We start from the raw sequence: 14,444 nt of genomic DNA, 5'->3' as shown, positions 1-14,444 counted from the left end.
CGGCGCGCGCGTTGCGTGGCGGCGCGCCGCATCAGAACCGGTAGTTCGCGAGCACCTCGAACCGCCGGTCGTTGCCGAGCAGATACTGCGCCTCGTTGTAGTACGCGGACTGCACGTAGCGACGGTTGAACACGTTGTACGCGCGGGCGGTGATCGTCGTGTCCTTGCGCGGCCGCCACGCGAGGCCCAGGTCGACGGTCGTGTACGACGGCATCGCGAGCCGGTTCGCGGTATCGGCGAACCGCTTGCCGACGTACTTGACGCCCGCGATGCCCGTCCAGTCCGGCGCGAAGCGCCAGCTCACCCACAGGTTCGCCAGACGCTGCGGCACCGACACCGGCACGTTGCCCGCGCGCGATACGGTCGCGCCGCCGGACGACTGCTGGAAATCGTCGTATTTCGCGCGCAGGATCGATACGTTCGCATCGACGCGCCAATCCTTCGCGATCTCCGCACCGACCGTCGCCTCCAGCCCGCGCGACGACTGCCGGCCGACCTGGATCGACTGGTTCGGGTTCGCCGGGTCGGCCGTCAGGAGGTTGCTCTTCACGATCCGGTACGCGGCCAGCGTCCATTCCGCGTTGCCGTCGAGGAACGACTGCTTCACGCCGATCTCGATCTGCCGGCCGGTCGCGAGCGTGAAGTTCGCCTTCGACGCATTCAGCGACAGCAGCGAGCTGACCGGATCGGCCGCGACCGAATACTGGCCGTACACGGCGAGGCCGGGCCGCACGTCGTATACGGTGCCGACGCGCCAGCCCGTGTTCGCGAACACCTTCGTGAATGCGCCGCCGTTCACGAGATCGTCGCGGTTCACGCTCGCATGGTCGTAGCGCAGCCCGCCGATCACCGACCAGCGCGGCGTGATCGCGAGCCGGTTCTCCGCGAACAGCGCGTACTGGTTCGACTGGCTGCGGTACTTCGGAAATGTACCGGCCGTATTGATGAAACCGCCCGGATCGAAGTCGAGCGGATCGACCGTCGACGTGCCCGAATACGGCGAGTTGTTGTCGTGCTGGAACGTCGTGTGGTTGAACTCGACGCCCGCCGAAAACGTGTTGCGCATCCCGAACAGCGCGCTGTCGACGGTGGCCGTCGTCACGTTGCCGTACTGCTCCTGATCATGAAAGATCTCGGTGTAGCTGCTGCGCCGCACTTGCGCGCTCGACGGCACGTACGTGTAGTACTCCGCATCCTTCCAGTGACGATTGCTCTTCATCCGGTACAGCGTGCTCGTCACGTTCAGGCCGTCGCTCGGCTGCCAGTTCGCCGATACGGTGGCCCAGCTGTCGCGGAACGCGATGTCGGCGTCGCCGACGTTGTAGTTCTTCTCGTCGAGCGCGCGATCGCGCGCGCCGTCGACGAGCGGCGTGCCGAAATACCGCATCGGATGCTGGAAGCCCTGCGCGTACGACGCCGTCACGTACAGGTCGGGCGTCACGTCGTAGCGCAGCGCGCCCGACACCGACAGGTTGCGCGAGTCGCCGCGATCGACCCAGTTCGACGAGCGGTTGCCGCTGATGTCGAAGCGGTACGACAGCTTGTCGCCGATCGCGCCGCCGCTGCCGAACGCGGCGCGCGCCGTGCCTTCGGTGCCGCCGCCGACTTGCAACTCGTTGCGGATCGGCGTGCGCGCCGGCTTCTTCGGCACGATGTTGACCACGCCGCCGATCGCGCCTTCGCCGTAGATCACCGAAGCGGGGCCGCGCAGCACGTCGATATGGTCGACCGACCACGTGTCGAACGGGAACGTGACGCCGATCGCGCCGTACGGGCGCACGCCGTCGTAGAGCTGCGTGACCGACGACGCGCCGACGAAGCCGCGCGCGGCGAGCTCCGAGTCGCCGTTGCCGGGATGCGGCGACGCGCTGATGCCGGCGGCGCGGCTTACCGCGTCGACGATCGAACTGTCGCCGCGCGTGTCGAGGGTCGCGCGGCCGATCTGCTCGACGCTCGCGGGCGTTTCGAGCGGCGACAGCCCGAGATGGCTGCCGGTGTCGAGCGGTTGCGTCAGTGCGGGTGCCTTCTGCGCGTCGACGCGAATCGGTGCGAGCGTGGCGCTGGTGCCGTCGCCGCCGCTTTCCTGTGCTTGTGCGTGCCCGGCCGGCGAGAGCGCCGCGAGAACGGCAGCGGGCAGCATCGATCTGAACTTCATTGTTTCGGTTTCCTTCGAATGGGGGAGGCGCTTGCGTCGATCACGCTGCGGCCGGGGCCGCGCGGCCGAACAGCAGCCGGTCGAGCAACCAGACCGCGACGAGCGTCAGCCCCATCAACGGGAAAACGATGCCGAGCAGCACGAGCCCGGCGACCCAGCCGCGCATCGGCGGCGTGCCGCGTTCGCGCGACGGTGCGCCCAGCTTCCCGGCCGGGCGGCGTTTCCACCACATCACGGTGCCCGTGACGGCCATCGCGGCCAGCCCGAGCGACAACACCGCGCAAAGGATCTGGTTCGCGAGCCCGAAATAACGGCCCATGTGCAGCGACGTGCCGTACGACACGGCTTTCGATACCGCGCCGTAGTCCTCGTAGCGGATGTCCTTCAGGACGGCGCCGCTGTACTGGTCGACATAGATCGTGCGTTCGGCCTTCGGGTCGGCGGGAAAGTACGACGCGGTGAACACGCCATCCGCGCCGGCCGGCAACGCGAGCGTGTAGCCGCTCGTTACGCCGAGCCCGGCGACGATCGCGATCGCGCGGGCCAGCGGCAGCGGCGCGGGTGCCGGCGCCGACGGCGAATGCGGCACGGGCACGTTGCCGACCGCCCACGGCGTTTGCGGCAACGGCAGGTCGTCCATCACCATTCCCGGCATCGATTCGCCGGAATCGTGGTGATGGCCGGACGGCATGGCCGCCTGCGCAGGCGCCTGCCCGGCCGCCACGGCGGCACCCGGGCGCGTCGAGCGGATCGACCCGCCGCCCCACGCGCCTTCCGGTGCGCCGAGGTTCACGGTCGCCGCGAGCGCCTTGAAATTCTTGCCCCACGAGCCCGACCACGGCAGCCCCGTCAGGATGAACGCGACCGTGCCGGCCGCGAGCCAGATGCCGGCCGACGCGTGAATGCTCTTCCACAGCGGCCGGCCGCGCAGCGACAGGTCGGGCCGCAGCGCGCGCCCGACGCGGGCCGTACCGCGCGGCCACCACAGCGCGACGCCGGTGCCGATCATCACGAAGGTCCAGCAGGCGGCGAGCTCCATCAGCAACTCGCCGGTCTTGCCGAGCAGCAGCTTGCGATGCAGCATTCGGTCGACCTCCATGAAGCGGTTCTCGACGCTCAGCGTGCCGAGCACGCTGCCGTCGTACGGGTTCACGTACACGCTCTCGCGGCTGCCGTCGCGCAGCCGGAATACGTACTCGGCGCTGCGGTCCGGCGCGGTGGCGACCTGCACGGACACCGGCGTGGCGCCGGCCGGCATCGCGGTGCGTGCGCGGGCGAGCAGCGTGTCGGCATCGAGCCGCGGCGTCGCGCGCGGTTCGACGACCAGCCGGTGCGGATACAGCAGCGGTTCGATCTGCGGCTGGAAGCAGTAGAGCGTGCCCGTGATCGCGAGGATCACGAGGAACGGCATCACGAACAGGCCGGCGTAGAAATGCCAGCGCCAGAGCGTCCGATAACCGGCGCTGGCGGAACGGGCGGGCGAGATGGCCCGATCGACGGTGGTCGACATGGTGTGAACTCCTCGGGTGCGTCGAGCGGCGCGACCGGCGCGGGCCGGCTGCGGTCGACGTGCGTCGCACCCGCATGCGTGCATCGCCGCGGCGGGCGGCGCGGCAGCTGCGCCAACGGTGCGCAGGGCGGCGTCGCCCGCGCGATGCGGGCATTCGGGTGAACGCGTGAATCAGGTCAGGGCGAAACGAACGGCGTGAACGCGCATGCACGTCGACGTGCGCGCGTCACGGGGCAAAACGTTCAGCAGAACAGAGGAGGGGCGCGGGAGGGCGGGCGATCGTCGAATATCGATCGCACGAATGGAAGACCGTCGAAGCGAATGAAGAAGCGCCGCGGTGGCGCCGCGGGAAACAGCAGCACCAGCAGCACGAACGACGCGAGCGCGGTGAACAGTGCGGCGCCGAATGCGCACAGGCTGTCGCCGTTGTCAGAGGACGCCGCCTGGTCGGCGTGCGCGTCATGCTTCAGTGCATCGGCGAGCGCGCGCGCATCGTTGGCCGGCGTGATCGGCGCGCCCGCATCGAAGCGGGTGCCCAGCGCGGCGCCGGTGACGATCAGCGGGCCGCGGCCCGAACACAGCACCACCGAGCCCGCATCCGGACCGTCCGGATCGAGCATCACGGCGCCCGACATCAGCGCGCGGGACAGCAGCGTCACGAGGAGGTACCCCCACAGCCACCGTCGCGCGACGCCTGGCCGGAGCAGGAAGCGGCGAAGTGCGTTCATGGCGCGCGATTGTACCTCCGTTTACGTGGAGGGACAGTCGGGGCGCGCGTGTGCGGGATGGGTTGGGTTGCCGCGACGGCCGTGCGCGACGCGCGATCCGTTGCGCCGGGTCACACCGGATAGGCGTCGTCGACCTTCAGGTTCGCAAGCCGGAACAGCGTGCGCAGCGTCTGCGGATGAATGTCGCGGTGCGCGGCGAGCGACGTCAGCATGAAGTCGAGCACCTTCGCGTAGCGGAGCAGCACGAGGCAGCGCGCGAGATCGGGCGCGCGGCCGCGCATGTCTTCGGCGAGCGTGACCATTTGCGTCGACAGCGTGCGTGCCATCTCGAGTTCCATCTGCTGTTTTTCGGTCCAGTCGGGCAGCGGCTGTTCGAGCACCTTCGCGAGGAAGAGCTGGAACGACGAATCGGACGAGTTGGGCTGCGCATCCATGAAGAGCCTCGTTGCGTGTGCATACGTACGGGCGTATCCGCGGACGCGCCCGAGGGTGAATCATGTCCGCGCAGTCCCGCGCGCGGCTTCTGCCCGAACGGAATGCAGATTCCGTACCAGCGCCGCCAGACGATTGTTGAGCAATGTTGAGCCGCGATCCGCCGTCGGTCGGCGAGTCCCGTCGGGACTGGATTGCGCAGGCGATCGAGGAGGGTATCTACGGGCGCGAGGTGGACGGCGTCGGGCGCCCGAAACGGCGCGACGACGCGAAATGCTTCACGGATGTAACGTAACGCGGGCCTCGGGCGCGTCGCGCGTTTCCCCTGCGAACGGCCGGAACGACGCGTGCCGTGCGGTTCCGCCGCGCCCGCCGTGCGTCCGCCGACGGTAAACCGCTGCGCGGAACGTGCGCTGTCGCATCGCGCGAACGGCGGCGAGCGCGCCGGTTGTTTCAAAACAGAGACGGTCCGGCGGCGGGCGATCGGTTGTGTGGCCATCCAACTGGCCCACCGATCGGACGCACAATTGTCCATGGGCAGACGGCGCAGGTTTGCCAACAATCTCCGGATCGTCCCCGCGAGATTCGACATGAGCGCCCATACCTTCTTCTCGGCCAACCTGCTGCTTGCCTACACGGCCTATTTCATCGGCACGGCCAGCCCCGGGCCGAGCAATCTCGCGATCATGTCGGTCGCCGCGAACCAGGGCCGCAAGGCGGCGCTCGCGTTCGCGCTCGGCGTGATTTCAGGGTCGATGTTCTGGGCGACGGTCGCGGCGCTCGGCATATCGGCCGCGCTGCTCGCGTGGTCGAAGCTGCTGGTCGCGATCAAGGTCTTCGGCGGGCTGTACCTGCTGTGGCTCGCGTTCAAGTCGGCGCGCACGGCGCTGTCGGGCCCGCCGGCGGCATCGGCGAATGCGGCGCGCGAGCAGCGGCTGTCGCGCTTCTACGTGCGCGGCGCGATGCTGCATCTGACCAATCCGAAGGCGATTCTCGTGTGGGTGTCGATCGTCGCGCTGTCGTCGAACGGCGCGGGCGGGGCGCACGGCGCCGTCGTCCCGGGCTGCCTCGCGATCGGCTGCATGGTGTTCGGCGGCTATGCGCTGGTGTTCTCGATGGACGGTGCGCGGCGGCTTTACGTGCGCGGCCGTCGCGCGATGGAAGCATGCCTGGCCGTCGTGTTCGGCGTGGCGGGCGTCCGGCTGCTGGTGACGAACGTCTAGCAGGGCGACGCATGCCGGAAGCGCCCCGCCGCACCGGCGTGCGACGGGGGCCCGGCATCGATCAGGATGGCTTCAGAAAATGAAGCCCGTATTGATGAACTTCGAGTGGTGATCCGACACGATCGAGTCGAGCAGCTGCTTGCTGGCGTCGGTCTGCTTCGCCGCGACCATCGAGCGGATCGAGAACGCGCGCAGCGCATCGCTCACCGACAGCGTGCCCTCGGCCGAATCCTTGCGCCCCGCGAACGGGAACACGTCCGGCCCGCGCTGGCACTGGCAGTTGATGTTCACGCGGCACACCTGGTTCACGAGCGGATCGACGAGCGCGCCGATCTGCGCCGGATCGGAACCGAAGATGCTGACCTGCTGGCCGTGATCCGACGTCGTCACGTAGTCGAGCGCGGTTTCCACGTCGTCGAACGGTGCGACCGGAATGATCGGCCCGAACTGCTCCTCGCGATACAGCTTCATCCCTTCGGACACCGGATACACGACGGCCGGGTAGAACAGCGTCTTGCTGAATTCGCCGCCCGAACGATTGACGACCTGCGCGCCCTTCGCCTTCGCGTCGTCGATCGCGTCGGTCATGTACACGGTGCGATGCATGCCGGGCAGCGGCGTGATGCTGACGCCTTTTTCCCACGGCATGCCGATTTTCAGCTGTTCGAGTGCGGCGGTGAAGCGCTTCAGGAATTCGTCGACGATCGAGCGATGCACGAGCAGCATCTTCAGCGCGGTGCAGCGCTGGCCGTTGAACGACAGCGCGCCGAGCAGGCACTCCTTCACGGTGAGGTCGAGATCGGCGTCGGGCAGCACGATCGCCGCGTTCTTCGCGTCGAGGCCGAGGATCGCGCGCAGCCGGTGCGACTTCGGGTGCTGCTTCTTCAGGTGATCGGCCACCTTGCTCGACCCGATCAGCGCGAGCACGTTGATCTTGCCCGACGCGAGCATGTGCGGCACGACCACCGCGCCCGGCGCGTAGATCGTGTTGATCACGCCCTTCGGGAATGCGTCACGGAACGCCTCGAGCAGCGGCTCGAACAGCAGCGTGCCGTACTGCGGTGGCTTGAACACCACGGTGTTGCCCATCAGCAGCGCCGGGATCAGCGTCGCGAACGTCTCGTTCAACGGATAGTTGTACGGGCCCATGCAGAGCACGACGCCCAGCGGCGTGCGGCGGATCTGGCCGATCGTGCCTTCCGCGATCACGAAGCGCGAGTTCGTGTTGTCGAGCTCCTTCAGCGCGTCGATCGTCTGCGTCATGTAGGTGACGGTGCGGTCGAATTCCTTCTGCGAATCGGCGAGGCTCTTGCCGATCTCCCACATGATCAGGTTCACGACGAGTTCGCGCTGCGCGACCATCCGCTTGATGAAGTCCTGCATGCACGCGATGCGCTGCTCGACCTTCATCGTCGGCCATTCGCCGCGGCCGGCGTCGTACGCGCGCACCGCGGCGTCGAGCGCCGCGTCGCTTTCCGTTTCGCCCATCACCGGGTAGCTGCCGATCTCGACCTGCTCGACGCTGCCGTCCGCCTGTCGCACGCACACGGGCGACAGCACGGTCTTGGTTGCGCCGTCCCACGGCCGCAATTCGCCGTCGACGAGCGACACGCGCTGGTGAATCGGCGAAGCCAGCCGGAATTCGGCGGGGATGTCCTGTAAGGCGGGAAACAGGTGCTGCAGGGAGGCGGAATCGGGCATGACGGTCTCGTTTGACGGGGTGTCCGGGAAGGGACGGGCGAAGCGAATCCTGAGCTGAACGGTCCTCGATCCTGAATCCGCATCATGACGCGCACGCGACGGCGCGTCACGCGCAAATAGCGTCGATTCAGCGAATGGAACCAGTTCCATTTAAAAGGAACGCCGCAACGAATGCAACATGGGTCGAAACGTGCCGCAATGACAGAAAGCATTCCGAAAGAATGTGTCCGAATCCCGGATATAACGGCCGCGGTGCAGACGCAAACGTTTTACTTCTGCCGAATTGCGTGGATAATGGCGCAGCGCGGCGAGGAAAAAAATGCAGCGAGCCTGAGAGCAGACGTAGTGAAGAACAGAAGAAGATCCGCCGCGTTGCCGATACGAGGTCGGCTGCCCGGAGCGCCGGGTCGGGGTTGCCCGGTCCGGCGCACACCGGACCGTTGAATCCGTTCCGTCTGCTCGATCCGGTCCTTCGCGATCCTCTCCAGTTTCCCCGTCGTCGTATCCCGATTCCCGCGTGTTATCGATCGTTGCCGCATGAGGCGGCCGATTCGAATCTTTCGTTTCTATTACGAAACAAGCCGCTCAAGGGCCCGAAACGGAAAGGCATTCGTCAGGAATGCAGAGCGCGATGCGCGCTCACGTTGCGGCCAGGCGACACGTTGAAAATTAACTAAAAACACGAATCATTCTCGTTTATTATTTCGCCGCATTACGAGCCGTGACGGGGCGTCACGGCTTTTTTCGTGCCGGCTGAGCCGGCCGGCAGCGATTCGTACCGGCCGCTCGCCGCACGGACTGCGCGACGGGGCAATCCTCCACGCGCATCGTCGTTTTCGCGAAAAGGGCGTCGCCGGCCGATTCGACGCGCGACGTGCGCGCGGGCCGGCGCGTTCTCGTTCGCCGTTTTCTTCACCACCTTCTACGTTCACGATGAAACTCAACACGAGCGCGTGCCATGCGCTTCTGATTGCCACGTCGCTGGCCGGCGCCCGCACTTCGTTTGCGCAGGCGGCCGACGCCGCGGCGACCCTGCCCGCGATTTCCGTCAACGCGGCCGCCGAGCATGCGTCGTACGACGGCGGCCATTCGCGCGCGGCGACCAAGACCGACATGTCGCTGATGGACGTGCCGCAGACCGTGAACGTCGTGCCGCACGCGGTGATCGAGGATCAGAACGCGACGTCGCTGCAGGACGCATTGCGCAACGTGCCGGGCGTCGGCTTCTCGGTCGGCGACGGCCAGCGCGACCAGATCACGATCCGCGGCTTCAACAGCATCACGGACCAGTACGTCGACGGTATTCGTGACGATGCGCTGTACTACCGCGACCTGTCGAACGTCGAGCGTGTCGAGGTGCTGAAGGGGCCGGCGGCGGTGCTGTACGGGCGCGGCTCGGCGGGCGGCATCGTGAATCGCGTGCTGAAGCGGCCGCAGGCGACCCCGGTGAACGACGTGGGCGTGACGCTCGGCACGCGAGGCGAGCGGCGCGGCGAATTCGACCTCGGCTGGAACCCGAACGACGCCGCGCGCTTTCGGATGACCGGCGCGGCCGAGAATTCGAACAGCTTCCGCGACCGGTTTCAGCTCAACCGGCAGGCGATCGCGCCGTCCGCGCAGTTCAAGCTCGACCGCGACACGGTGCTGAACGTCGAATTCGACTACCTGCACGACCGCCGCACGTCCGATCAGGGCCTGCCCGCGTATCGCGGCCGGCCGGTCGACGTGCCGATCAACACGTACTACGGGTCGGCCGACGGGGGGAACAGTTCTTACAACGACGTCTCCGCGAAGAGCGCGACGGTGTCGCTCGATCACCGCTTCGACGATTCGCTGTCGTTCCACGGCGCGATCCGCGCGTACGATTTCTCGCTCGAGCGGAAAAACTACGTGACGTACGAGCCGATCAAGACGGCCGCGCACCCGGTCGTCACGCTCGACCAGTCGACGCGCCAGCGCACCGATCACGGCATCGACGGACTGTTCGAGCTCACGCAGAAGACGTCGCTGTTCGGCATGCGTCACGAGCTGCTGTACGGGCTCGAGCTGTCGCAGCAGCAGAAGTTCGACACGATCTACAGCGTGACGAAGGTCGCGACCTACGATTTCTTCAATCCGCAGCCGGTCGTGCTGCCCGGCGTGCCGACCGGCGCGCGCGCGAAGACGAACGCGTCGACCGTCGTCGGGCTCGCGGGCGTCTACGCGCAGGATCTGATCTCGCTGACCGAACACTGGAAGGTGCTCGCGGGCCTGCGCTTCGACTACCTGAACCAGACCCGCCACGACTACACGTCGTCGAACGTCAATCTCGAGCGCACCGATCATGCGTGGAGCCCGCGCGTCGGCCTGATCTACGAACCGCTCGACTGGCTCACGCTGTACGGGTCGTTCAGCCAGTCGTTCTCGCCGCTGGCCGACACGCTGATCAGCTCCGGCGCGTTCTCGAACGGCGCCGCGCTCGCGCCGCAAAAGACTACCGCGTATGAGGTTGGCTCGCGTTTCGACCTCGGCGGCAAGGCCACGGCCAGCGTCGCGCTGTTCGACATGCGCCAGACCAACCAGCAGATCGGCGATCCGGCGAATCCCGGCTATGCGCTGCCGATCGGCACGCAGCACGTGCGCGGGATGGAGCTCGGCTTCACCGGCGAGATCGCGCCGAAGTGGTCGGTGTATGCGGGTTACGCGTACCTGAACGGCACGGTGGACGGATCCGCGCAGTCGACGGCGGCCGGCCTCGCGGTGTCGAGCAACACGCCGGGGCTGATGCCGCGCCACAGCGCGAACCTGTGGCTCAAGCGCGAGCTGCCGTACGGCTTCTATGCGGCGGCCGGCATGCAGTTCCAGTCGGCGCGCTACACGTCGGCGAGCGATCTCGTTACGCTGCCGTCGTTTACGGTGTTCAATCTGGGCGCCGGCTATCGGAGCAAGAAGGTCGACGTGACGCTCACGCTCGACAACCTGTTCAATCGCCGCTACTTCATCGCCGCGCACGGCAACGCGGACCTGTACAACATGCCCGGCGATCCGCGTACGCTGACCGCCACGGTGAAGTGGCACATGTGACGCACGCGGTGCGCGACAATGCGGCTGCCCGCCGCGCAGCCGCGCGATGACGCCGGCGCGACGGCGCCGTTACTCGACGTCCTCGTCGTCTTCCTCAGCGGCGTCGTGCGCGTCGCGCTCCGGCGCCGCATACGCGCTCGCCTGTTCAAGCAGCCAGCTGCGGAACGATTCCAGCGGCTTGCTGTGGCTGAGCTCGGTCGGATACACGAGGTAGTACGCCGAATCGCCGACGGTTGCCGCATCGCACGGCACGACGAGGCCGAGCTGCTGCAACTGTTCCTCGACGAAGAACTTCGGCACGAGCGCGACGCCGAGCCCGGCCGCGGCCGCGCTGATCAGCATCGTGTGCAGTTCGTAGCGCACGCCCTGCATCGTGCGGATGTCCTCGACGCCGTGCGTCTCGAACCACTGCGCCCACGCGCCGGGGCGCGTCGTCGAGTGCAGCAGCGGATACGCGAGCAGATCCTCGACGCGCTCGACCGGCCCGTCCAGCAGCGCCGGCGAGCAGATCGGCACGACTTCCTCGCCGAACAGGTAGTCGGACGACGTGCCGGGCCAGGTCGGCTTGCCGTAGTGGATCGCGGCTTCGAAGTGCGTGTCCTCGAACGAGAACAGGTCGGTGCGGCTGCCCATGTTCACGCGCACGTCGGGCGTGCGGTCGTAGAAGCTCTTGATGCGCGGGATCAGCCAGTGCGACGCGAAGGTCGGCAGCACCGCGAGCTCGAGGTAACCGCCGCCGCTGCCGTGCGCGATGATCGACAGCGTGTCGCGGTCGAGCGTTTCCAGCGCGCGCCGCACTTGCGTGCCGTACAGCTTGCCGGCCCGCGTCAGCACGACGCGCTGCTTCACGCGCGCGAACAGCCGCACGCCGAGGCTCGCCTCCAGCGTCGCGATCTGCCGCGACACCGCGCTTTCGGTCAGGAACAGTTCCTTGGCCGCGTGCGTGAAGCTCTCGTGGCGGGCGGCGGCTTCGAAAGCCACGAGCGCGCCCATGTTGGGGATCTTGAATTTGCGCATGATGTCGGGGGCCGTTTAGAGATGGAACGTCATGGGAACGGGGTATTCCATCTCTAAACGGACCCTTGATTTGTCTGACGAAGGGATCCTCGCGGCGTCGGGGTGAAACGCCTGCGAAGAACCGGCCGATAATTCCAAAAACTCATCACATATCAATTTAATCTCGCTTTACGCCCCGCTGCAACCCTTTGAATAATGCTTCCCGTGCAAGGCCAGGCGCCCGCTGGGCGGCCGGCCGACGAATGGCCGGCACGTTTGCCGGCGGGCCTTCCGAGACGAGAATCCTGATGCGCAATCCGAATATCGACAGCTTGCTGACGAAGCTGCTGGGACAGGCGAAGACCGACGCCCTGTTCTCGACCCTGAACATGCCGGCCATCCTCGAAGAATGGGAAGACGGCGTCGTGACGCGCGCGGAAATCGCGCAGGCGATGAACATGGCGCTGTTCGAAGGGCTGCTCGAGCGTTCGGCGAACGGCCGCGCGTACACGGCCGACACGATCGAAAGCGGCGGTTCGGTCTATTTCGACCACGGCGCGCTGCGCACGGTGCGCTGGCCGCACACGGGCGCGCTGCCGCCGGGCGAGGCCGCGTTCACGCGCATCCTGCGTCCGCTCGGCTTCCGCCTGAACGGCCGTTACCCGCTCGACAAGCTCGGCATGACCGGCCGGGCGTACGCGCATGAGGACGCGCCGGACGAAATCGCGCAGTTCTTCGTCAGCGAACTGCATCCGGAGCGCTTCTCGAAGGAATTCCAGCAGGCCGTGACGAATGTCGTCAGCTCGTCGCGCGACCCGTTGTCGCCGGCGGCCGTCGCGCTGCTGTGGGAAGTCGAGCGCGAAGGCTGGCTGTCGCTGGAAGACGCGCATGCGTTGCTGCCGGAAATCGTCGGCGCGTTCGCGCGCCAGCACGACCTGCCGAACGAGCTCGACTATGAAACGCTGCTGATGGAATCGGCGGAAATGGCGTGGATCGCGACCGAAGGCAATGCGTTCAACCACGCGACCGACCGCGTCGCCGACGTGTTCAAGCTGGCCGACGCCGAGAAGGCGAAGGGTCGGCCGATGAAGCCGGAAGTCGAACGCTCGCGCTCGGGCCGCGTGTTCCAGACCGCCTATCGCGCGGATACCGTCGAGCGCGAATTCCGCACCCGCGACGGCGGCACGGTGAAACGCAACGTGCCGGGTTCGTTCTACGAGTTCATCACGCGCAAGCGCACGTTCGACCAGACGGCGCGCCGCTGGGTGACCGACCTGCGCTTCGACGCGGGCAACGCACAGGGCATCTTCAAGATGACGGCGAACGCGGCGAAGTAAGCGCCGCGTCGCGCGCCGCATGCAAAAGCAGACGGGCCGGCGGCTGGGTTTCAGCCGCCGGCCCGTTTTCGTTCGTCGACGGGGCGTCGCGTGCGTCAGAAGAGGTGCGTGACCAGATAAAACAGCACCAGCAGCCCGATCGGTACGCCGAGCAGCCATGCGATCAGATACTTGCCCATGTCGTTGTCCTCCTCGTGGCCGCGACGCGGCGCGCGTCGCGGCGGGGTGAGACGACTGGCGCGTTACAGCTCGCGGTCGAATTCCTTCAACTGCTTCTCGGCTTCGTCGCGGGCAATGCCGTAACGCTCCTGGATCTTGCCGGCCAGATAATCGCGATTGCCTTCCGCGACCGCGAGATCGTCGTCGGTCAGTTTGCCCCACTTGGCCTTCAGCTTGCCGGTGAGCTGCTTCCACTGGCCCTTGATCTTGTCTTCGTTCATGGTGTGCTCCTTTCGTAAGGGGAGAAAAGTGCGGCACGCGGCCGCGTGATGGTTCAGGCCTTCGCTTTCAGGCCGGACGCGTCGACGTGCTTCACGCCCTTGATGGCGCGCGTCACGGCGACGGCCTTCTTCACGGCGGTCTTCGTCGGCAGCACGCCCGTGAGCGTGACGACGCCGTCCACCGTCTTCACGCTAATGTCGGTGCTCTTCACGCCGTCGGTGGTCGCGAGCTCACTCTTCACCTTGGTCGTGATCCATGTGTCTGTCACCGGCTGGCTCGATTCGGTCGCCATGCCGCTGTCGGTCGACGAGGCCTGGGCGTGCGCGTTCGTGAGCGGGGCAGCGGAAAGCAGGAAGGCCGCGCTGACGGCGAGCAGTGTCGAAAGGTGCGAGGTCTTGTTCATTGATGTTCTCCTTCGATTGGCGGGTGAATCAATGGGCGAGCACGGATCGTTCCCGTGCGTTCCCGGGCCTTAGCGGGCGATCGGCGTGTCGTAGCCGGGCTCGCGCGGCGGCATGTCCGGCCGCGGCACGTCGGGCGGCAGCGGCACCGGCGGGTCGGTGCCCGGCGCCGGTTCGGGCGGATTGTCCGGGGGCGGTTCGGGCCGCGTCGGATCGGGTGTCTGATGCTGTTTCATCCGGGTGTCCTCCTCTGCGGTATGAAAGGGCAGCGCATGAGCGCCGATGCAGTACCAGCGTACCGACGCGAACGCGAGCGGACATCGCGCAAATTCACCTGATCGGCTAGTGCGTTTGCACCGGGGACGGAATGAACGGGCGGGCTCGCGACGTGCACCATGATCCGGGCAACGCCGCACGACGGGCGCGCGGGCCGCATTGTGCCGTTCGGCGGGGCACC

The 14,444-nt window shown here is 67.0% G+C and carries 13 protein-coding genes; 4 read left to right on the top strand and 9 right to left on the bottom strand.

What is annotated here, in order from left to right; genetic code table 11:
* Positions 1-31 precede the first annotated feature (31 nt).
* The 4 genes from WT24_RS28615 to WT24_RS28600 all read right to left on the bottom strand — a co-directional run bounded on the left by WT24_RS28615 (position 32) and on the right by WT24_RS28600 (position 4,827).
* A complete protein-coding gene (locus tag WT24_RS28615) occupies positions 32-2,155 on the bottom strand; it encodes a TonB-dependent siderophore receptor (RefSeq protein WP_060036564.1) in 2,124 nt (707 codons plus the stop codon).
* Positions 2,156-2,195: 40 nt separating this feature from the next.
* Positions 2,196-3,665 (bottom strand): PepSY domain-containing protein, encoded by a 1,470-nt coding sequence (locus WT24_RS28610; RefSeq protein WP_060036562.1) that lies wholly within the window; start codon positions 3,663-3,665, stop codon positions 2,196-2,198.
* A 242-nt stretch (positions 3,666-3,907) separates the two neighbouring features.
* A complete protein-coding gene (locus tag WT24_RS28605) occupies positions 3,908-4,393 on the bottom strand; it encodes a DUF2946 family protein (protein WP_060036560.1) in 486 nt (161 codons plus the stop codon).
* 110 nt (positions 4,394-4,503) lie between these two features.
* A complete protein-coding gene (locus tag WT24_RS28600) occupies positions 4,504-4,827 on the bottom strand; it encodes a hypothetical protein (protein ID WP_034205546.1) in 324 nt (107 codons plus the stop codon).
* A 143-nt stretch (positions 4,828-4,970) separates the two neighbouring features.
* Between WT24_RS28600 and WT24_RS35035 the strand changes: the two genes are divergently transcribed.
* Positions 4,971-5,120 carry a hypothetical protein gene (locus tag WT24_RS35035; RefSeq protein WP_179949404.1) on the top strand — a complete coding sequence of 50 codons (150 nt, stop codon included), beginning with the start codon at positions 4,971-4,973 and terminating at the stop codon, positions 5,118-5,120.
* Positions 5,121-5,415: 295 nt separating this feature from the next.
* The gene (locus WT24_RS28595; protein WP_059794898.1) at positions 5,416-6,048 is read left to right on the top strand and encodes a LysE family translocator; all 633 of its coding nucleotides are present in this window, start codon (positions 5,416-5,418) and stop codon (positions 6,046-6,048) included.
* Between the two features lie 72 nt (positions 6,049-6,120).
* Here WT24_RS28595 and WT24_RS28590 read toward each other — a convergent pair whose 3' ends face one another.
* A complete protein-coding gene (locus WT24_RS28590) occupies positions 6,121-7,749 on the bottom strand; it encodes an NADP-dependent glyceraldehyde-3-phosphate dehydrogenase (protein WP_059503924.1) in 1,629 nt (542 codons plus the stop codon).
* Positions 7,750-8,682: 933 nt separating this feature from the next.
* On the opposite strand from WT24_RS28590, the gene WT24_RS28585 reads away from it, so the two are divergent.
* Positions 8,683-10,812 (top strand): TonB-dependent siderophore receptor, encoded by a 2,130-nt coding sequence (locus WT24_RS28585; RefSeq protein WP_060036558.1) that lies wholly within the window; start codon positions 8,683-8,685, stop codon positions 10,810-10,812.
* A 69-nt stretch (positions 10,813-10,881) separates the two neighbouring features.
* Here WT24_RS28585 and WT24_RS28580 read toward each other — a convergent pair whose 3' ends face one another.
* Positions 10,882-11,829, bottom strand: coding sequence for a LysR family transcriptional regulator (locus WT24_RS28580; RefSeq protein WP_059503920.1), 948 nt, complete (start codon positions 11,827-11,829; stop codon positions 10,882-10,884).
* Positions 11,830-12,116: 287 nt separating this feature from the next.
* On the opposite strand from WT24_RS28580, the gene WT24_RS28575 reads away from it, so the two are divergent.
* Complete coding sequence (locus WT24_RS28575) at positions 12,117-13,145, top strand: DUF1338 domain-containing protein (RefSeq protein WP_059503917.1); 1,029 nt, start codon at positions 12,117-12,119, stop codon at positions 13,143-13,145.
* 242 nt (positions 13,146-13,387) lie between these two features.
* Here WT24_RS28575 and WT24_RS28570 read toward each other — a convergent pair whose 3' ends face one another.
* The 3 genes from WT24_RS28570 to WT24_RS35030 form a co-directional block, all read right to left on the bottom strand.
* Positions 13,388-13,585 carry a CsbD family protein gene (locus tag WT24_RS28570; RefSeq protein WP_034205539.1) on the bottom strand — a complete coding sequence of 66 codons (198 nt, stop codon included), beginning with the start codon at positions 13,583-13,585 and terminating at the stop codon, positions 13,388-13,390.
* Between the two features lie 53 nt (positions 13,586-13,638).
* Entirely contained in the window at positions 13,639-13,989 is a 351-nt protein-coding gene (locus tag WT24_RS28565; RefSeq protein ID WP_059794883.1) for a BON domain-containing protein, read from the bottom strand.
* A 69-nt stretch (positions 13,990-14,058) separates the two neighbouring features.
* On the bottom strand, positions 14,059-14,223 hold the full coding sequence (locus WT24_RS35030) for a hypothetical protein (protein WP_179949403.1): 165 nt from the start codon (positions 14,221-14,223) through the stop codon (positions 14,059-14,061).
* Between the last annotated feature and the right edge of the window lie 221 nt (positions 14,224-14,444).

It is taken from the genome of Burkholderia sp. MSMB1078WGS (assembly GCF_001528895.1).
Classification (GTDB): domain Bacteria; phylum Pseudomonadota; class Gammaproteobacteria; order Burkholderiales; family Burkholderiaceae; genus Burkholderia.
This window is presented reverse-complemented; position numbering and strand designations above follow the sequence as displayed.